Annotated in this window: 22 protein-coding genes and 1 pseudogene; 17 read left to right on the forward strand and 6 right to left on the reverse strand. The window is 51.2% G+C overall.

Features of this window, described 5'->3' with window-relative positions; genetic code table 11:
* Positions 1-13: 13 nt before the first annotated feature.
* Together C162_RS29715 and C162_RS29720 are read right to left on the reverse strand one after the other, a co-directional pair.
* The gene (locus C162_RS29715; protein ID WP_036700885.1) at positions 14-811 is read right to left on the reverse strand and encodes a lipase family protein; all 798 of its coding nucleotides are present in this window, start codon (positions 809-811) and stop codon (positions 14-16) included.
* A 125-nt stretch (positions 812-936) separates the two neighbouring features.
* Entirely contained in the window at positions 937-2,817 is a 1,881-nt protein-coding gene (locus tag C162_RS29720) for an LTA synthase family protein (RefSeq protein WP_036700887.1), read from the reverse strand.
* Positions 2,818-2,994: 177 nt separating this feature from the next.
* Between C162_RS29720 and C162_RS29725 the strand changes: the two genes are divergently transcribed.
* The 6 genes and pseudogenes from C162_RS29725 to C162_RS37170 all read left to right on the forward strand — a co-directional run.
* Positions 2,995-3,252: a hypothetical protein gene (locus C162_RS29725; protein ID WP_143804279.1), complete on the forward strand. Its 258-nt coding sequence runs from the start codon at positions 2,995-2,997 to the stop codon at positions 3,250-3,252.
* Complete coding sequence (locus C162_RS29730; RefSeq protein WP_036700893.1) at positions 3,249-4,379, forward strand: SGNH/GDSL hydrolase family protein; 1,131 nt, start codon at positions 3,249-3,251, stop codon at positions 4,377-4,379. The genes C162_RS29725 and C162_RS29730 overlap by 4 nt, the downstream gene beginning before the upstream one ends.
* Before the next feature lie 16 nt (positions 4,380-4,395).
* A complete protein-coding gene (locus tag C162_RS29735; RefSeq protein WP_036700894.1) occupies positions 4,396-4,719 on the forward strand; it encodes a DMT family transporter in 324 nt (107 codons plus the stop codon).
* A 2-nt stretch (positions 4,720-4,721) separates the two neighbouring features.
* Entirely contained in the window at positions 4,722-5,090 is a 369-nt protein-coding gene (locus tag C162_RS29740; RefSeq protein ID WP_036700896.1) for a DMT family transporter, read from the forward strand.
* Positions 5,087-5,830 carry an N-acetylmuramoyl-L-alanine amidase family protein gene (locus C162_RS29745; RefSeq protein WP_036700898.1) on the forward strand — a complete coding sequence of 248 codons (744 nt, stop codon included), beginning with the start codon at positions 5,087-5,089 and terminating at the stop codon, positions 5,828-5,830. The genes C162_RS29740 and C162_RS29745 overlap by 4 nt, the downstream gene beginning before the upstream one ends.
* Before the next feature lie 38 nt (positions 5,831-5,868).
* A pseudogene (locus tag C162_RS37170) lies at positions 5,869-6,092 on the forward strand (AAA family ATPase); the annotation flags it as partial.
* Between the two features lie 39 nt (positions 6,093-6,131).
* On the opposite strand, the gene C162_RS29750 reads toward C162_RS37170, so the two are convergent.
* Positions 6,132-6,665: a CDP-alcohol phosphatidyltransferase family protein gene (locus C162_RS29750; protein ID WP_036700899.1), complete on the reverse strand. Its 534-nt coding sequence runs from the start codon at positions 6,663-6,665 to the stop codon at positions 6,132-6,134.
* A gap of 222 nt (positions 6,666-6,887) precedes the next feature.
* On the opposite strand from C162_RS29750, the gene C162_RS29755 reads away from it, so the two are divergent.
* The 6 genes from C162_RS29755 to C162_RS29780 all read left to right on the forward strand — a co-directional run bounded on the left by C162_RS29755 (position 6,888) and on the right by C162_RS29780 (position 12,421).
* Positions 6,888-7,769: an AraC family transcriptional regulator gene (locus tag C162_RS29755; RefSeq protein WP_036700900.1), complete on the forward strand. Its 882-nt coding sequence runs from the start codon at positions 6,888-6,890 to the stop codon at positions 7,767-7,769.
* A gap of 255 nt (positions 7,770-8,024) precedes the next feature.
* Positions 8,025-8,867 carry a GNAT family N-acetyltransferase gene (locus C162_RS29760; protein ID WP_036700902.1) on the forward strand — a complete coding sequence of 281 codons (843 nt, stop codon included), beginning with the start codon at positions 8,025-8,027 and terminating at the stop codon, positions 8,865-8,867.
* A gap of 22 nt (positions 8,868-8,889) precedes the next feature.
* Positions 8,890-9,804: a phosphotransferase gene (locus tag C162_RS29765; protein WP_036700905.1), complete on the forward strand. Its 915-nt coding sequence runs from the start codon at positions 8,890-8,892 to the stop codon at positions 9,802-9,804.
* A gap of 174 nt (positions 9,805-9,978) precedes the next feature.
* Complete coding sequence (locus tag C162_RS29770) at positions 9,979-10,410, forward strand: hypothetical protein (RefSeq protein WP_156949740.1); 432 nt, start codon at positions 9,979-9,981, stop codon at positions 10,408-10,410.
* Positions 10,411-10,592: 182 nt separating this feature from the next.
* Complete coding sequence (locus C162_RS29775) at positions 10,593-11,612, forward strand: daunorubicin resistance protein DrrA family ABC transporter ATP-binding protein (protein WP_036700908.1); 1,020 nt, start codon at positions 10,593-10,595, stop codon at positions 11,610-11,612.
* On the forward strand, positions 11,609-12,421 hold the full coding sequence (locus C162_RS29780) for an ABC transporter permease (protein ID WP_036700910.1): 813 nt from the start codon (positions 11,609-11,611) through the stop codon (positions 12,419-12,421). Before C162_RS29775 ends, C162_RS29780 begins: the two co-directional genes overlap by 4 nt.
* Positions 12,422-12,775: 354 nt before the next feature.
* Here C162_RS29780 and C162_RS29785 read toward each other — a convergent pair whose 3' ends face one another.
* Both C162_RS29785 and C162_RS29790 read right to left on the reverse strand, forming a co-directional pair.
* A complete protein-coding gene (locus C162_RS29785; RefSeq protein WP_036700912.1) occupies positions 12,776-13,294 on the reverse strand; it encodes a hypothetical protein in 519 nt (172 codons plus the stop codon).
* A gap of 47 nt (positions 13,295-13,341) precedes the next feature.
* Positions 13,342-13,740: a hypothetical protein gene (locus C162_RS29790; protein WP_036700914.1), complete on the reverse strand. Its 399-nt coding sequence runs from the start codon at positions 13,738-13,740 to the stop codon at positions 13,342-13,344.
* A gap of 85 nt (positions 13,741-13,825) precedes the next feature.
* On the opposite strand from C162_RS29790, the gene C162_RS29795 reads away from it, so the two are divergent.
* The 5 genes from C162_RS29795 (at position 13,826) to C162_RS29815 (ending at position 18,541) form a co-directional block, all read left to right on the forward strand.
* Entirely contained in the window at positions 13,826-14,170 is a 345-nt protein-coding gene (locus C162_RS29795; protein WP_051494035.1) for a DUF3888 domain-containing protein, read from the forward strand.
* Positions 14,171-14,272: 102 nt separating this feature from the next.
* A complete protein-coding gene (locus tag C162_RS29800) occupies positions 14,273-15,829 on the forward strand; it encodes an ABC-F family ATP-binding cassette domain-containing protein (RefSeq protein ID WP_036700916.1) in 1,557 nt (518 codons plus the stop codon).
* A gap of 117 nt (positions 15,830-15,946) precedes the next feature.
* The gene (locus C162_RS29805) at positions 15,947-17,071 is read left to right on the forward strand and encodes a PTS transporter subunit EIIC (RefSeq protein ID WP_036700918.1); all 1,125 of its coding nucleotides are present in this window, start codon (positions 15,947-15,949) and stop codon (positions 17,069-17,071) included.
* Between the two features lie 16 nt (positions 17,072-17,087).
* Positions 17,088-18,011: a DUF7638 domain-containing protein gene (locus C162_RS29810; protein WP_036700921.1), complete on the forward strand. Its 924-nt coding sequence runs from the start codon at positions 17,088-17,090 to the stop codon at positions 18,009-18,011.
* 32 nt (positions 18,012-18,043) lie between these two features.
* Entirely contained in the window at positions 18,044-18,541 is a 498-nt protein-coding gene (locus tag C162_RS29815; protein WP_036700923.1) for a YcxB family protein, read from the forward strand.
* Positions 18,542-18,666: 125 nt separating this feature from the next.
* Here C162_RS29815 and C162_RS29820 read toward each other — a convergent pair whose 3' ends face one another.
* Positions 18,667-19,038: an iron chaperone gene (locus C162_RS29820; RefSeq protein ID WP_036700926.1), complete on the reverse strand. Its 372-nt coding sequence runs from the start codon at positions 19,036-19,038 to the stop codon at positions 18,667-18,669.
* Between the last annotated feature and the right edge of the window lie 167 nt (positions 19,039-19,205).

Raw genomic sequence — 19,205 nt, forward strand, 5'->3', positions numbered from 1 at the left:
CGCAGAGCGGAGATTAAGTGACCAGCTCCGGGACCGGACAGAACCCGGGGTTCGCAGCGCACAGAGCTGTGGTGAAGTCCGGCCGGGTTAACCTCAGCACAGCGAAATAACTACGGATGACATGGTTCAGCTCAGGGCTGCCATTCTGAAAGGACAGGGATTTCAAAGTCTGTACATGGGTGTAATAGTATTTGGTCTTCTGCTTAGGCAGCTTGTAGACGGTTGGCGGAACATACGTTGTGATGTCAAAAAGATTGGCATAGCGGTAGCTGCTGCGCACATACCGGCTGAAGGCCTTGGAGAAATCCGGGTCCCCGACACGCGGAGACCCGTAGGTATACAGCCGCGGAGCGGTGAAGGCAGAATTGGCGGCAACATCCAGCGCACATAGGGTGGCCAGTGCCCCGCCAAGGCTATGGCCTGTTACATATAGCGTCTTCTCCGGGGTCAGAGTACCAAGCACAGAGAGAATGGCATCCCGAGCGGATGCATAGATATCGGTGAAGCCCCGATGGGTCATGCAGGGCTCTTGAATGTATTTGAATTTCTTTTGCGCGGCATTCATGTTCGAGAGCCAGTCATTGGTGGAGATGCTTCCGCGCCAGGCTATAATGATCTCCTGCGGAGATTCCAGAATGAAGCCGAACAGCTCCCAGACATTGCCCATCGATTTCGCCTGGAAGCTGTGCACGGCCGTGAAGCCATCCGGCACCACGAACGCACCCTCCACATTGGCAAATTGGGTATAGGTCTGTCCGCAGACAGCCGCCAGCACAATCGCCCATTCTTCTTCATTTCTACTGTTACGCATTCCGCATCCCGCCCTTCTTTTCTATCTGTGTATGATTAGAAGGCGGGATTGGTGCAGCCCTAACTCCACCTCAAGCATAAATAAGCCCGGTTCAGGAGATATCTCCCGAACCGGGCTTTGTCCATTTACTCGCTCAGTTCCGTCTCTTCCACCGGGCGGTCCGGCAATTGCGTCACATAACTGTCGGACATGCGCAGCAGCTCCAGCGCCCGGGTAAATTCATCCTCCGTCGATTGAAGCAGATCCATTCCGTCACCGGACAGGGTATAATGCTGGCCGTCCTCGAACCCGCTGCCTGACAGAAACAGCTCTTCATTATTAACGAAGGACCCCGTAGGGAGATAATAGCGCTGCGGCAGCAGGTTGTATGCTGTCTGATTAAGCAAATCCTGTCCGAAGTGGATATGATAGTCCAGCGGGACCCCGAGCAGATTCGCAACGGTCGGCAGAATGTCTACCTGGCCGCCTAATTGCTCCTTCAGTGCCGGTGTCGTAACACCGGTGGCTGAGATGATCAGCGGAACATTAATCAGATCACGCTCAGTATAGTCATGCTCCAGGATTTCCTGCAGCAGGACTTTATCCCCATCCTTCAGTGAGAAGATCGGAAGCCCCCGGTGATCGCCGTAGAGGACTACTACGCTGTTATCCCACACACCGCTGCTCTTCAGCTCGTCGATGAATTGGCCCAGTGCATAATCCGCATAGTTCTCGGCCCGGATGTAGTCGCCGACCAGCGTTCCCTCGTAACGCTCCGGCAAGGTCATCTTGTATTTGCTCTCCGGGATGGAGAACGGATTATGCGACGACATTGAGATGACATGGGCATAGAAGGGCTGTTCACGCTGATCCATCCGCGCAAGCTCCGCAGAGGTCTTCCTGTACAGGACTTCATCCGAGGAGCCGTAGAAGACCGCATCCTCTTCGCCGAAGTAGGCTTTGTCGTAATATTGATTGAAGCCCAGTGCCTTGTACAGCTCCCCGCGGTTCCAGAACTCTACATTATTGGTATGAAAAGTTGCGGTGTCGTAGCCCTGGGCCTCCAGCAGCTTCGGCAGACTGGGCAGAACCTTCGGAGCATACTTATCTGTGGCCGGACCGTCCGGCGGCACATAAAAGGAAGTGTTGACGATGAATTCGGCATCTGAAGTATTGCCCTGGCCTACCTGCTGAAAGAACCGGGGGAAGTAGTAGCTCTCGCCAGCCAGCTTATTCAGGTTAGGCGTAATTTCGGTTCCGTCCACCGACAGGTTGATCAGGAAGGTCTGCAGAGATTCCATTTGCAGGATGATCAGATTCTTGCCCTTGGCAGCCCCGAACAGGACCCGATCCGCCTTCTGCTGGATGCCCTTCGTCATGTCGATGCCGGCCTGGGAGATCTGTGCAGGGTCCATAGGCTCTTCTGCGGGTTCACGCAGCAGGGCGTAGGCTTCATAATTGAGAATGCCCATTTGCTCTGCCTTGACGTTCTCATTCATACTGGCTTTGTTGGGGAAAATATTCATCATGCACAGCATAAGCGAGATGCAGAACAGGACAGCCACCGCCTTGCGGTTGCTGGGGCGGGACATGGAATGCTTCCAGGCGAGTGCTTTTTTGCGTCTGAGCATGATCAGGCTGATGATAATGATGTCTACGAAGATAAGCATATATTGCGGATGCACGACGGCGAATATACTTTTTTTGACGGCGCCTACCTGCTTGACCTGACCGAAGACTTGGGACGTAGCAATCATTCCAAAATGATTATGATAGACGATGAGAGAGAAGAACAGGACGGTAATGAGCAGATTGACGATCAGATAGATGGCGACCTTATGCTTGGTGGCGAACCATTCGATGAGGCAGAACAGCAGCAGCACGAACGGGATTTCCTTCAGCCAGGTGGTCCAGGTCGGACCGTCCTCGAACAGGTAATACCAGGCGAAATAACTCTTCACGAGCATAATCAGCGAGAAGAACAGAATCGACCTTTTTCGTAGAGAACGTGATTCCTTGTAAGGCATTGCGTATGCGCATCCTTTTCTATATAATCCATTAATTTTATTACAAGGCCGAGTTCAAAATCAATCGGATTTAAGGGCAGTTTGGTGAAAAATAAAGGTGAAAATTCGCCGCATATACGTTATTCTCTAAGAAGCATCCGGGAAGTTGAACCGTTGATAAACGAAGCAGGAGGAACAATGATGACAAAAGAATTCTCGCGCCAATATACAGACAGTGTGAAGCAGGAACTATTGAACAGACTAGGCCTGAAGCAGGTGTATTTCAAGGGACAGCAGGGCGAGGACCTGTTATATGAAGCAACGGGCTTTGACCGCGGTACCTCGCATAAGTTCTGTGTTAGAACGCGGAAGGGCACCATTGACGAATGGGTAGGCGGGAAGTGGATGAAGGTACGCAGCTTCTCGATCGCCAGCAAACAGGAGGGCTTAGAATGAGCAGCAATTCTCACTTACAGATACAGCCTTTGACAGAGATCAAGCATCTGAAGATCCATGGCAGAACGACCGGAGCGCTGAGCCCTCTGACGTTATTCTGGACGGGCAGTGCGATAGAGGTGAACCTCCAGGCCTCTGAGCTGTGGCTTGAAGTAGAGTCCGGCTACGATCATCACGAGTCCTGGATCAGTATATTGATCAACTCCGTTCCCGTCAGCAGACAGATGGTGAATGCCGGAAGGCACTGGGTCTGCATATTCAGAGGAATGAATCCTGAGCGGGTGAAGAATATCCGGATTGTAAAAGAGGTTCAGGCGATGAGCGGCGACCCAGGCGCCTATCTCCAGTTCCATGCGTTCCGCACAGACGGCAGCTTCCTGCCTGTTGAAGCGAAGCCTTACCGGCTGGAGTTCATCGGTGACAGTATTACATCAGGTGAGGGCGTCATTGGTGCCACAAGTGAAGAGGACTGGATTCCCGCCTGGTTCAGCGGCGTTCATAACTACACAGCGATAACTGCTGAGGCCGTGCAGGCCGAATTCCGGGTGATCTCACAGAGCGGATGGGGCGTGCTCTCCAGTTGGGACAACAATCCTGGAGGCAATATCCCTGACATCTACGAGCAGGTCTGTGGTCTGCTGACAGGTCCCCGTAATGAGGCACTTGGGGCACATCAGGTGAATGATTTTGCTGCCTGGCAACCGGATGTGGTTGTAGTTAACCTGGGCACCAACGATGACGGCGCGTTCAACTCCCCGGAGTGGCTGGAGGAGGACACCGGGCGCATCTATAAGCAGCGGCTGAATGAAGATGGAAGCTATCATGAGGAGGATCTGGCCGCCTTCGAGGCCGCGGTTACGAGGTTCTTGGCGAAGCTGAGAAGCTATAACCCCGGGGCGCATCTTCTCTGGGTGTATGGGATGCTGGGCCTCTCCCTGATGCCGTCGATCTACCGTGCGGTGGATGAGTACATGAAGTCCACGGGCGACAAGAATGTGTCGGTGTTCCAGCTGCCGAATACGACCAGCGAGACAGCAGGAGCGCGGACCCATCCGGGGCTGCCTGCCCATCAGCAGACTGCAGGGGAGTTAAGCGGCTATATCCGGGGACTTTTGTCAGGGTCATGAGTTAGGAGGCAATCCATTGAATGCTTATGTGTTATTATCGTTAGCCATTGTGAGCGAGGTCTTCGGCAGCTCTATGCTGAAGGCATCGAACGGGTTCAAAAAGCTGCTTCCCTCCATTGCGGTGGCCGCCGGTATGGGCCTGGCGTTCTTCAATCTGTCGCTGGCGCTGAAGGAGATTCCTCTCGGGACAGCTTATGCCATCTGGTCTGGCGTAGGAACGGCGTTAACCGCACTGGTTGGCGTACTGGTCTATAAGGAACGTCTGAATGTGCGGAAAATAGCAGGCTTAATTCTCATCATTGGCGGTGTGGTTCTGCTGAAGCTGTCAACGGGGGTGTAGAGATGAGAGGTTACTTCGCGCTAAGCATCGCTATTATTTCGGAAATCTTCGGTACGACTATGCTTAAGCTCTCCGATGGATTCAGCAGTGTTCTGCCGTCGATCGGGGTAGTGCTTGGAATGGGGCTGGCTTTTTACTGCTTATCGATTAGTCTTCGCACCATACCTCTAAGCCTGGCTTATGCCATCTGGTCTGGCGTGGGAACGGCGCTGACGGCACTGATCGGCATCCTGATCTGGAATGATCCGTTCAATCTGCTCACCGGCATCAGTCTGCTGATCATCATCGGGGGGCTGGTGCTGCTGAATTCACCGGATAAGGCCGGCCGGGAGAGCACCCCTGAAGCGGGCGGGAAGGAGTTACCCGAATGAGGAAAATGTACCTGATAGCTGCCGCATGGCTCACCTTGCTGATACTGGCGGCATGCAGTAATGGGGCAGACAGCGGATCAGGCGGGAAGATTGCCGGTACCAGCCTCAGTGAGGGTCCGGCTGAGGAGGCTGCTCTTCCTGCACCTGCTGCCAGATCGGATCAGCCGCAGAGCAGCAGCCAGCCCTACCTGGGCAAAGTCTATAAGGTTGTAGTAGATCCGGGGCACGGCGGGGATGATCCCGGGGCAGTCTCTGTCAGCGGACGTATGGAGAAGGATTTCAATCTGGGCCTGTCAGAGAAAATCGCAGCCAATGTGGAGCAGGACCCGCAGCTTGAGATCCTGCTTACCCGGACCGGAGATGCTTTTATCTCCTCACAAGAGCTGTTCCGGCCCCAGTTCGCCAATAATTTGCCCGCAGACCTGTTCATCTCCATTCATGGCAATACCTATGAGGATGCATCGGCATCGGGTACAGAAACCTTTTATTATCATGAAGAATCCTTGGCTTGGGCCGAGACAATACATAAGCATGTCATTCAAGCTACCGGCCTCAAAGACCGCGGCGTGAAAAAAGGGAATTTCTTCGTCCTGCGCGATACGGTAATGCCGTCGGTGCTGCTGGAGCTGGGCTACCTGACGAATCCCGGCGACGAGGCGAAGATGTGGACCTCCGGGTTCCAGGAGAGCGTGGCCTCCGCTGTTGTAGATGGGATTAGGGAGTATCTGGGGCTGGAATGATGGATCACTATGATGTCATAATGCATAAGGAGAAGCCTATGAACCGGATTTTAATTCTCGGATCAGGAGGATCAGGCAAGTCTACCCTGGCCCGTCAGCTTGGTGCTCTTCTACATCGGAGAGCAGACTGAGGCGTGCGGATGTCATTATTTTTCTGGATTTACCCCGGATGTTATGTATGTACCGGATTGTGAAGCGTCGTGTCATGTACCGTAACCAGACCCGCCCGGATATGAACGAAGGCTGCCCGGAGAAGCTGGATTGGGCTAAGGAGTTGCTTCATCATTTCGCAGAATGCTGATCAGCGCCGCACATACAATCCCTTGCGGTCCAGCTGCAGCTCACTTGAGATCAGAAGCAGGATCAGTTCCTCGATTGCAGATAGAGTGGCTATTAAGCATACAGCTATTGTCCAGATCGCCTGATTCACATAGGGAAGCAGCAACGGTGTAAGGAATAGCAGCAATCCGGCCAGCTTGTTCCCGTAGGTATGAATGCTGCCGTAGGTGCTGAATTTGCGCAGCGCGGTCAGGATGGAGGCTCCCCGGATAACGGCAATCAGCACGATCCACAGGAGGAGGCCGAAGGTCAGACCAAGGAACGGATATAAGGTATAGAGTGCAGTGCCTGCCAGCGTCATATCGGCCACGGAATCGAGCTTGGCACCGAGGCTGCTAACTGTACCGGACATTCGGGCAATAGGGCCATCCAGCAGATCGGTAATTCCGCACAGGAGGTAGACTACAGTGAAGCCCGTGCCCAGCGGCGCCAGGTACAGCAGCAGAAGAGCCAGCCCGATCCGGCTGAGCGTGATGCAGTTGGGGACAAGCTTCATGGAAACCTCCCTTTTTAACCGCGTAATAGGGACTTCCTGTCTCGCTTATTCGTATATATTCTATGCTTCATTATGCCTCTAAATTAGCGGATTGTCTTGAATGATTATGGATTTGGGAATTATTCATGCGGCTATGAAAGTATCCGTTAATATGGTGCAGGAACTGTCGGATGCTGTCCCGGTACAGCTGTTAATCTGATGGTGAGGAAAGGGAGGTACACAATGAATCTGCTGGAAGATATGAATGCTGCACTCTTCTACATTGAAGAGCACCTGGACGACGAGATCGATGTAAAAGTGGCAGCGGGCTACGCGTTATGCTCGGAGTATCATTTTACACGGATGTTCTCCTTCCTGGCCGGTATCCCGCTCTCCGAATATATCCGCCGCAGACGTCTCACGCTGGCTGCCTTCAAGCTGCAGGGGAGCCAGCACCGGATAATTGATGTTGCCTTGGAGTATGGATATACTTCGCCGGATGCATTCACCAAAGCCTTTCAGCAGCTTCACGGCGTAACGCCTTCAGAAGCAAGAACGGCAGGGACACCCCTGAAGGCCTTTCCTCGAATGACTTTTCAGTTGACCATCAGAGGAGGCAGTGAAATGAATTACCGTATTGAGGAGAAAGAGGCTTTCCGGATCGTTGGACTCAAGAAAAGGGTAGCCATCCAGTTCAGCGGGGTGAACCCGGAGATCGCTGCCATGTGGCAGAGTCTGAGCATGGAGATGATAGGCGAGCTGAAGGGGCTGTCAGATATGGTTCCGTCAGGGCTGATCAGTGCATCGGTGAATTTCTCCGAAGGCCGGATGGAAGAACGGGGGGAGCTGGATCATTATATTGGAGTGGCTACCGCGCAGGAATGCCCTCCGTCCTACGCCCAGCTTGAGGTTTCTGCGTCTGCATGGGCTGTGTTCGAAGTGGCGGGACCTTTTCCGGACACACTTCAGAATATCTGGGGTCGGATCTACTCCGAATGGTTCCCTTCTTCCAATTATGAGCAGGTCGAAGGGCCGGAGCTTCTGTGGAATGAAGGCAAGGATACCCGCTCGCCAACATTTAAAAGTGAAATATGGATTCCGGTGCGGGAAGCAGGGCGCTCTTAACGGTGCAGGTATCCAGCAGGACCGGGCGCCGCTTGGGTAGAGGTGAAAAATTGGCGGTAGGCATGATATACTAGGCTGGCGGACACAGGTGACTGTGGCCCCGGCTTTTTTGCCAAGTAAGAATTTATATATGTTTTGGGGTCCCTGCAAAGTACCTGAGTCATCATCGAAGCTAAAGCCTCACTTTGTGGGGGGATTTTGCCAGGAGAAGGGCAGGTATACATAACAGGTAATTAACTGAGAGGAAGGATTAGAATGATTGAATTACAGTCTAGTGAGTATAGTAGAATCAAGCATCTTCTAGCGCATAGAGAAGGAGAATTCATCTTTGTATTTGTTCATGGGGTCATAGATCTTGATCAGCCAGGCAGAATATTTGTGAATAACTTAGATCAGCCGACTGCGGGGCTTGTCACAAGCCGAGGCGGAAAATATTATCTGTTCGGGCAGGAAGATGATGAGCAGTTCAATCGAAGCCTGCTTGATTTCTTAGCCAATCCGGCCAATCACGCGAATTTCTATGATTTGTACTTCTCCTCCAGTCAATGGCTAGCGCTGCTGAAAGAACCTTTGAAAGACAACACAGTGGAGCTCAGTAGAACTCATTATAAGATGAACAGTAACGCTAAAGCGCCTGCTGACATTCAGGAGGATTCTGGAGAATTTGTTTTAACTAGAATTGATGAGCAGTTGTTTGAACGCTACATTCAGGAGATGGATGATAGTTACCGGTTACTGTGGACTTCGGCTGAGACCTATCTGGACAGGGCCTTTGGTTATTGTTATTTGAATGAGAGCGGATTTGTAAGCGCTTGTAATACTTTTTATGTGGGTGGCGGCTATATTGAACCGGATATCATCACGCACAAGGAATACCGTAATCAAGGGTTGGCGTTCAGACTGTGTCAAGAATTCATAGCGCTTGGCCGTCAGCGGCAGCTAACAACATATTGGGATTGTGATACCGGCAATACTGGCTCCAATCATCTGGCCGCTAAGTTAGGTCTGGTGAAGGTAGGCGAAGTTCCTATTCTGTGGTGGCATGAGAGTAAGGAAGTCATTGCGAAATATTTAGCCACCTACAACTATACTACCTAAGGAACGAGGAGACAGACAATTCATGGGAGGAACGAATGTATGGGATGCGGAGTGGGAGGTTAGCGAAGAACAGGCGCGGACGCTGATCGGCAGACAATTCCCTCAGCTGTCTTCGAAGCAAGTGAAGCGACTAGGCTGGGGCTGGGACAATACGGTTTTTCTCATCGGTGACGAGTACGTGTTCCGGTTTCCAAGAAGGACGTTTGCAGTTGGCGCGATTCGTATGGAGGGGAAGCTGCTGCCGAAGCTGGAGGCCTATTTGACTATCCCCTATCCGAAACCGTTGTTTTATGGCGAAGCAAGTGACGAATACCCGGCACCATTTCTTGGCTATGCTCACGTGCCAGGCGATTTCCCCATCGGTTTGACGGAAGAAAGCCGGGCTTTATCGGCAGAGACGCTGGCGAAATTTTTGCGGAGATTGCATGAGTTCCCGGTGCAGGCGGCGCTGAAGTGCGGAGTTCAGCAAGATCATCGAAGCTTGACGGACATAGCATCGCGCAAAGTGAAATTGGAGGGCTTTCTATCGAAGGTGGTTGGACACTTGTCGCCGGAGGAGTCCGGTGTGATCGAAGCGTATATTAGCAGGCTGCAAAAGGACCGTGTCGAGGCGGTGAATGTACTGCTGCATGGCGATCTTCATTTCAAAAATATGCTTGTGAATGAGAACGGAATCGTCTCCGGCATCATTGATTGGGGAGATCTGAGCGTAGGCCATCCGGCTTGCGATTTGAGCGTTGCTTATAGCTTTTTACCACCTTACGCCCGCGGCGTGTTTTTCGAAACGTACGGAGGAGCGGACGAGGAAACGAAGCTGCTGGCGCGGCTGATCGCGGTATACATCCCCATGCTGATCCTAATGCAAGCGGTCGATGACGGAAATGAAGCGATTGCGGCAGAGGCGAAATCCAACATCATGCGGGCACTGTCGGATTAGGCTCATTATTTCGTTGCGGCTAGAATTTACCATAGCTCTTTGAAGATAGACATTGTGGAGGTGACCACCCTGAGGCCTATATATTACTTGCTGCTGGCCGTACTGCTCATAGCTGGCTGTAGCACGAATAAGGATGCACAACCCGCTCCGGAACAGCCGGAGGTATTGGGAGAGATGCCTGAGGACATGCCTGCTGATTTCGATTTTTTCGTCCGGTACGGGTATGGGGAGGTCACCAAGAATGAGATTAATACGTATCAGGATACCGTGGTAAAAGATCTGATTATGAACGGAACAGCCACAGCGGATATTACATTGACCGAAGATGAAATGCGTAGCATTTATGAGCGGATGAGAGGCATCGGCATCATGGGGAAGCTTGCGCTTGTGCCCCTCAAGCAGGGCTGTGCGGTGGTTCCTTACCAGGAAGATAGCTGGAGGATCACTGTCAACGGGTTCACACGGAATTGGTCCTGGTCCGGCGGGAAATGTGAGCTTACGGAAGATGCAGAGCAGCTGCTGGAGCTGCGGACCTTCATCGCGGAGATCGTAGCCGGTAAAGAAGAGTACCAGGCATTGCCCGAAGCTGAAGGCGGCTATGACTAAGGAGAACAGCATATAGAGTGTACGACTGCAAGCGTACTCCGCAAGTCCGATCCCAAGGGATCGGATTTTTGGTTTAATGGGATAGGGAAACAGCAACCGGATAGTGGAGGAGGGGGTTTAAATTCAGTTTAAATATGCCGGTTACTATCCTTATAGATTCAGCAATCAAGGAGGAATGAAGCATGAAGCAGACACAATCAGCAGGGCAGAGCAGCAGCTACGCCATTGAAGCGCAGGGATTGGTCAAAATCTACGGGAGCAACCGGGCCGTGGATGGGGTGGATCTCAAGGTAGGCACAGGAATGATCTATGGGGTGCTGGGTCCCAATGGTGCCGGGAAGACAACCGTAATTCGCATGCTGGCGACCCTACTGCGGCCTGACGCAGGTTCGGCGCGTATCTTCGGACATGATGTGGCAAAAGAACCGCAGATCGTGCGTCAGTTAATCGGAGTGACGGGTCAATATGCATCGGTGGATGAATCGCTTAGCGCAACGGAGAATCTGGTGATCTTCTCCAGGCTTCATGGCCTGGGGCGTGCGGAGTCGCGCAGCAAGGCCTCTGAGCTGCTGGAGGAATTCGGCTTGACGGAAGCAGCGAAGCGCCCGCTGAAGAATTTCTCCGGAGGGATGCGCCGGCGGCTGGATCTGGCGGCCAGTCTAATTGCGCAACCGCCGCTCATTTTCCTGGATGAGCCGACAACGGGACTTGATCCCCGGACGCGCAATCAGATGTGGGAGACGATCCGCAGGCTGGTGAATACGGGATCAACGGTCCTGCTGACGACCCAATATCTTGAAGAAGCGGATCAACTGGCGGACCGGATTGCCGTGATTGATACCGGTAAGGTGGTTGCAGAGGGAACCGTTGATGAACTCAAGAGCTCGGTTGGCAGCTCCTCGCTTCACCTGAAGGTGGTCCAACCGCAGCAGTTGCTGAAGGCGCAGCAGATTGTGGAGCAGGTGCTTCAGGTACGCTCTAACCTGTCCGCAGAAGCAGCCAAAATTATTGCACCGATGGGGAACGTGGACCGGGTAACCGATCTGCTGATCGCCCTTCGCGAGGCCAGCATACCGCTCCTTGAGATGAGTGTGCAGAAGCCGACGCTGGATGAAGTATTCTTGACCTTAACCGGTCATGGCGTCAAGGAAGATGCGGGGCTTGTCACGGATAGCGCACAGAAGAAGGGGGTACTAGCATGAGTACTTTAATCAAGCCGGGTGTAGACCGTAATTTAAAAAACCATACCAGCTTCGGCCAAGTGGTACGTAATTCCTTAACGATGGCCTACAGAGGACTGCTCAAGATCCGGCGTACACCGGAGCAATTGTTTGACGTCACGTTTCAGCCGATTATATTCACCTTGATGTTCACGTATATCTTCGGCGGGGCGATTGCCGGTGATGTGGCAAGTTATCTGCCGGTAATCATTCCGGGAATCTTGGTGCAGACCGTAATTACGACCTCTGTCGTCACCGGTGTCCAGCTGCGGGAGGACATGGAGAAAGGGGTGTTCGACCGCTTCAAATCGCTGCCGATTGCCCGGATTGCCCCTCTCGCAGGAGCGCTGTTAGCAGATACGATACGTTATACGATTGCTACGGTACTCACCTTCGTAATGGGCTACATCATGGGCTTGCGGCCGGAAGGCGGCATCGGCGGGGTTGCCCTGGCGGCGGTTCTGGTCATCGGCTGCTCCTGGGCCATCAGCTGGATCTTTGCCTTTTTCGGTGTAATCGCCCGCACGGCATCCAGTGTACAGGGGATTTCAATGATCGTGTTATTCCCGCTAACGTTCCTCTCGAATGCCTTCGTGCCGGTTGAAACGATGCCGAAATGGCTTCAGTGGTTCGTGAATAACAATCCGATCTCGCATCTGGTCACTGCTGTCCGTGAACTGGTCAACCATGGAACGGTAGGCAGTGATCTGGTCTACTCCCTGATCGGAGCCGCTGTGATTGTGGCGGTCTTCGCTCCAATTACCGTGCGTGCGTATATGCGCCGGACGTAAGCCTGGTTTAGTAAGACGTCAACGAATGCAGGGATGCATCGGTTGGCGTTTTTTTGTTGTATAGAATATTATAGTTTCCTGCTGCTGTGGAAAAGGTGAGTGTAAATTTGTGGATAAGAGTTCTTTGAATGATTTGTAGAATAAATAAGATGCTGAATATAATTTAGTGAAAACCCTGTGCTTCAAATAGATAACGGATCAGCATTTTTAAACACTGTGTGCCTTGCCCCATAGTTGCATCCCGGATAATCAAGTTCCCTTGTTCCATATACATTTTGTACACCTCCAAGACTCCAGATCAGCATAGCTTCATCTTAACATGCCATGATTTCTACGAGAATGGAGAGCATTGTTTTATGGAAATTGTACAAGGGTTAAGAGCACTAGCAGCGATAGATTCAGCAACAGCCCCAGTATAGATAATTTGTTCCGCTTAACAATTCCAAGCACGCTGATGCAAATAGCGATCAGCAGAAGGAAGTATACCAGGTAGAGGGAAGTATCGGCGTAGAGCGTCAAGACCTTGTACCCTACGTCATTTACAAACTCACCATCATAAAGATTCTTATATCTGCTGTTAGCATAAATGAATACACTGGTGATACAAACTGAGGAGAATAACACAGGAATAGCCGTTAGACCTCTTGTCTTTTTCTCATATCTGCCTGCTGTAATGGACCATACTCCATAGATGACAAATCCCGCAAGCAGGCAGATGAAGTACATCTGATAGAACATCAGCCCTTCCTCCCGGTCCCCGGTTCCGCCTCCATCCGGTCCTGAAGCATATAATAATAAGTTTGTAATGACCAGCATGAAATTCAGGAGTGCGTATTTAACAGTACTGATTCCTATTCCCTTAAGTTCTCTCATCTTACCTCCGCTAACTAGGGTTATTCTCCAGATGTCCCATTGTCCGTTTATTTATTAATAGTGACTTCATTTCTATCGATTTCTACTTGATAGTTAATTACTTTGCCTTGTTCGAATTTTTCACTGACCTCTTTACTTACTGAGTAGTTCTTTTTCGGATTGAGCGTAATCTTAAGACTATGATTTCCATTCTTGATCCTGAACTTTGCGACTTCTCCAAATTTGATATTACTATCAATTTGAGAATTAATGTGAATATCATCTTTTTCATCTACAGTCACAACTACACTTTTTAAAAATAATGGGCTGTTATTAGTAATTGTCAAATTATACTCTTCATTATCTGCTGCCGCGAGATTATTGGAAGGTTCGCCTTCGCACCCGGATAATAAGGTGACTGAAAGTATTAAGAGTATAGTTGGAATTCTGAACGGTTTAAAAGTCATAGGTATCTTCTCCAAATCTGTAATTTATAAATCTGCCGACATCTCTCTAACCAATATAATACAAAATATAGGATATAGTAAGTTTATGATCCAAAATATTACTTTCCAGAAAATTGAACTCTATGAAAAATTGCTTCCATACATGAATGAACAGCTGAGGACAGCCTATTTCAGTCTTTTGACCACAACGCCTCAGTTGTATCCTTATCTGGTTCAAGTAGAGCAGGTAGAGAGGTTGAACGGCTTCCGCAGCTTTGACTTTCAGATTACGCTGAGAGCCTTCCCTACGGTGGGATCGCATATCAGCGTGGGCGAGGATCTGTTTACCTATAGAATCTCATCATCACAAGTTAAGCTAGTAGAATACAAACACCTAAAGGGACCGGAGCGGCATCATTTTCCGCCAAATTACCTGGATATTTTAAGGTGAAATACAAATGAAGCAGGCTTTTTTCAGAAACCTTCTGGAGTTGTTGCGCGTTAGCCTTTATAATATGACGAGAATATAGAATAAAGGAAAAGGTGTAACTTCATGAGCATATTAAATGTAGAAAAGCTTAGTCACGGCTTCGGCGACCGGGCCATCTTCACGGATGTCTCTTTCCGTCTGCTGAAAGGTGAGCATATCGGTCTGATCGGCGCCAATGGTGAAGGGAAATCGACCTTCATGAACATCATTACCGGTAAGCTGCAGCCGGACGAAGGCAAGGTGGAATGGGCGAAGCGGATGCGCGCCGGTTATCTGGATCAGCATGCGGTGCTTCAGCAGGGGCAATCCATCCGGGATGTGCTGCGCGGGGCCTTCCAATATCTGTTCGATATGGAACAAGAGATGAACGACATGTACGGCAGGATGGGAGATGTGACCCCTGAGGAACTGGAGCAACTGCTGGAGGATGTCGGAACGATTCAGGACATGCTGACCAGCCAGGACTTCTATATGATCGATGCCAAAATCGATGAAACCGCACGCGGGCTCGGTCTGACCGATATCGGTCTGGACAAGGATGTCAACGACCTCAGCGGCGGTCAGCGGACCAAGGTGCTGCTGGCGAAGCTGCTGCTGGAGAAGCCGGATATTCTGTTGCTCGATGAGCCTACGAACTATCTGGATGAACAGCATATCAACTGGCTGAAGCGCTACCTGCTGGATTATGAGAATGCCTTCATCCTGATCTCGCATGACATTCCGTTCCTTAATAGTGTGATCAACCTGATCTACCATATGGAGAACCAGTCGCTGTCGCGTTACGTGGGCGATTACGAGTATTTCCAGCAGGTGTACGAAGCGAAGAAGTCGCAGCTGGAATCCGCGTTCAAGCGCCAACAGCAGGAGATATCAGAACTAAAGGACTTCGTTGCCCGCAACAAGGCCAGCGTAGCTACCCGCAATATGGCGATGTCCCGGCAGAAGAAGCTGGATAAGATGGAAGTCATCGAGATTGCCAAGGAGAAGCCGAAGCCGCAGTTCAATTTCAAGCAGGGGCGGACCTCCGGCAAAATGGTTTTTGAGACCAAGGATCTGGTCATCGGATATGATTCCCCATTGTCGCGTCCGCTGGACCTCAGCATGGAGCGGGGGCAGAAGATTGCCCTCGTCGGTGCGAACGGTATTGGTAAAACCACGCTGTTGCGCAGCATTCTCGGACAGATTCAGCCTATCTCAGGCACAGCCCGTCTTGGCGATCTGCTGGAGATCGGGTATTTCGAACAGGAAATGAAGGAATCGAATTACAACACCTGTATCGAGGAGATCTGGAACGAATTCCCGTCCTACTCCCAATTCGAGATTCGTGCAGCGCTGGCGAAGTGTGGTCTGACCACCAAGCATATTGAGAGTAAAATTGCTGTCCTGAGCGGCGGCGAGAAGGCCAAGGTACGTCTGTGCAAGCTGATTAACCGGGAGAGCAATTTGCTGGTACTCGACGAGCCTACCAACCATCTCGATGTCGATGCGAAGGAAGAATTGCAGCGTGCGCTCAAAGCCTATAAAGGCAGCATTCTGCTGATCTCCCATGAGCCTGAATTCTACCGGGATATCGTGACCGATACCTGGAACTGCGAATCATGGACGACTAAAGTCTTCTAGAGAACCGAACCGGCAATAACGCCGGTGTTGAGCTTGACCCGTAGGAGGGGCACTTTGCAAAAAGTGACTCTTACGGGTCATTCGTATTACAGTGGAGTAAGAATGCAGGGGGATCCTATGAACGCAGTGAATGAGGAGACAGTCGTGAAGCCATCCAAACGCAGTCTGGTCAATATTATTATTGACGGCATTTCTGGTATTTTTCTTCCCATAGTTAATATATTGAGCGCGGCAGGAATCATGAAGGGGCTGCTCGCGGGTGCGGTTGCACTGGAGCTCGTCAGCAAGACGGAAGGGACCTACACGGTGCTGAATGCCATGGCGGACAGCCTGTTCCATTACCTTCCGCTGCTGCTGGCGTTTACGGCAGCCCGTAAATTCGGGGCCAATCCTTTTACGGCGGTCGTGATAGGCGGGGTTATGCTGTATCCCAGTCTGACTACATTATTCGCGAACAACGAAATCATTGAGTTTATGGGCATGAGCATTAGGCCGGTGAATTATCCTGCAAGCGCTATTCCCATCATTCTGGCGGTAGGCCTGCTGGTCTATGTCGAGCGATTCTGTGTCAAAATATTGCCGGAGGTCATCAGCGGCTTCTTCACTCCGCTGATCTCTGTGGTTGTGGTCTCGTCGGTGACGCTGCTGGTATTCGGACCGATGGGGGCGCTGGCCGGGGATGCCCTGGCAGACGGGTACCGTACAGTGTACAATTTCAGTTCAGTCGGCGCTGGAATGGTGCTGGGGGCGGTCATTCAGCCGATGGTGATCTTCGGACTGCACTGGAGTCTGGTGCCGCTGGCGATCAACAATATCAGCACAGGCGGATCAGACACGATCCTCGCGCTGATGGGTCCTGCTGCCTTCGCCCAGGCGGGAGCCGCGCTGGCGGTGTTTATCAAAGCCAAAGACAAGCAGTTCCGTACCCTAAGCCTGTCGGCATCCATATCGGCCTTGTTCGGTGTAACGGAGCCTGCCATGTTCGGGGTCAATCTGCCGCTGCGTAAGCCGATGATTATTGTCTGCTGCGCAGGCTCGATTGGCGGCGGGATGGTTGGGATGTTCGGCTCGTCTGCGATTTCATTCGCTTTTCCGGGGCTGGCGACGCTGCCTGCTTATCTGGGGGACGGATTCGGCGGCTTCCTGATCGCATGTACCACCGGATTCCTGATTGCCCTGATAGCCACGCTGTGTGTGAAGCTTGGACCCGAGCCGGCCATCGAACCCCTTGCCAAATCCTAGCTAAGGAGGATTACATATGAGAGCCATTAGAAGAACTAAGACGGTGGAGGGGACTTCCATTCCCGGAATCATCCATAACGGAGGAAGTTACTTCTATATTAATGTAGATGTGTACGAAGACGGCATGGTCAACTGCTGGGAGCTTATAGATCTTAAGGGCTTATCCGGCAAAATACAATCGGGCTGGCTGACGCCGGCAGCCCCGGCAGGAGAGCAGCTGTCCATTCATGGTCTGGGGGCGTATACCGTGGAGTCGGCGAAGTGGACTTATAATGAAGCAAGCTATTATCAGCATATTCAGGATACGGTGGCCCGTCTGAATCCTGAGCTTACGAATATCTATGACATTTCGGAGCGGGAGCAGGAGCGCAATGAGGCGCGCCGGATTGCCCATTCACCTTCCGCTACGGAATTCTATGTCAACAGCGAAATGTTCTACCAGACGACGGAGGGCAAAAGTGTCCATCTGTTCATGAAGTATGGCGGTAAGAATTATTTAGCCGATGTCGTGGTGTACATGGACGGGCGGGTAGCCATTTATAACCTGCCGGATGAAGTGGAGTACAAGCTGGAGGAGCTGGATGCTCTTGTTGCAGATAAGACCTTTTTCACGACAATGGATACTCCTGTAACGGTACACATTCTGCAATTGGGCGAGGTTATGTTAGGCGAAGCCCTATACTCTGCCGATGTGGAAGAGAAGCTCAAAGAGCTGCACAACCTCCACAAGAAGCTAAACGGCGAACAAACGGCCCATGAAGCGTGCCGGGCAGCCTATTATGCTTATCTGGAGAATCCAGGTGAATACTACCGGGAGCAGCTTAGAATCAAATATGAGCTAGTGCCGGAGCATGAACGGATGTATCTGGGCGATATGGATTCGAAGGATTGGGATTACCAGCGAATTCTGTATCATCCTGAAGAGACAAGGGAAGTATGAACGGATTAAAGTAAAGAGATAGAGGTGGCAGGATGGAGACAATCAGCTTTCATTATGGACGGCATATTTCCAAGGTGGCGCGGGCCCTATATTTCCACTCGTGGAAATCTATATTGGCCATTGGAGTTCAAGCGGTATTTATAGCGGTGTGTATGATTCTGTATATTCAGAACCAATCGGTCATTCTGCTCGGCATATCGATCACGCTGATTCTGACCATGGGGATGTCGATCGTGATGCGAACCTTGCTTTTACCGAAGATTTTGTCGGCAGATACAAGGTACAATAAGGAATTTGAATATCTTTTCGATGCAGAGGGAATCAATTTCAGTCCGGAAAAGGATGCGTCCGTGATGACATGGGACTCCTTCACCCGGGTATGGGAGAACCAGAGTTATTATCTACTGTTCCATGGGCCACAGGAGTATTGGTTCGTTGCGAAGCAATCGTTCGAGGATGCTGCACAGGAGAATAAGTTCAGAGCGTATGTGTCAGATCACCGTAAGATTGTCAGTGGCGTGATTTGGTGACAAGTAGAAACGGCCTTGCCGTCCTTTTAAAGGACGGTACCGTTTCAGTGAGAAATAGAAGGACATGCTACCCGCGCATGTCCTTTTCTGTACCTGGAAGCGTGGGAGCGGATGACTAGCCGCAGCTATACCCGCCAAAAGCTTGTGCAATCCGCCTTGTCGGCGATATTGAACTCGATTAACTGTCTCAGCAGGCCGTAATCCACCGGATTCGTCCATTTCATGCGGATCAGCAGCTTGGTGTGATCTACTCCGCCTTGCTTCAGGACCTCCTCGAAATGATCCATGCCCGCTTTTTCCGGGGCGACGGCCATATGCCCTTTGGCTACACTGAAGCCGATAATGTACGTTCCGTGATCGGTGAACATCGGCTGGTTCCAGGCGATTCTAGGTTCAAGTTGCGGGAATTCCTGCAATACCCAAGCGAGTACTTCCTCCACCGTAGCCCGGTGCACCGGATCATCAATCTTCGCCAGATACTCTGCAAACACATCCATGGTTCATCCTCCTGATCTCTGTGAGCCCTTATGCCATCCATGATATCTTCTAGCTGCTGGATAGTCAAAAATTTTAATGAATAAATTTGATTAAGGGGTTAACGGAGTAGGAGATCAATGATTTGCAAAAATAGAGAATGAATGAGGGAGCATCCTTTGGGGGACAG

Origin of the sequence: Paenibacillus sp. FSL R7-269 (assembly GCF_000517865.1) — a bacterium.
Taxonomy (GTDB): Bacteria; Bacillota; Bacilli; order Paenibacillales; family Paenibacillaceae; genus Paenibacillus_AQ.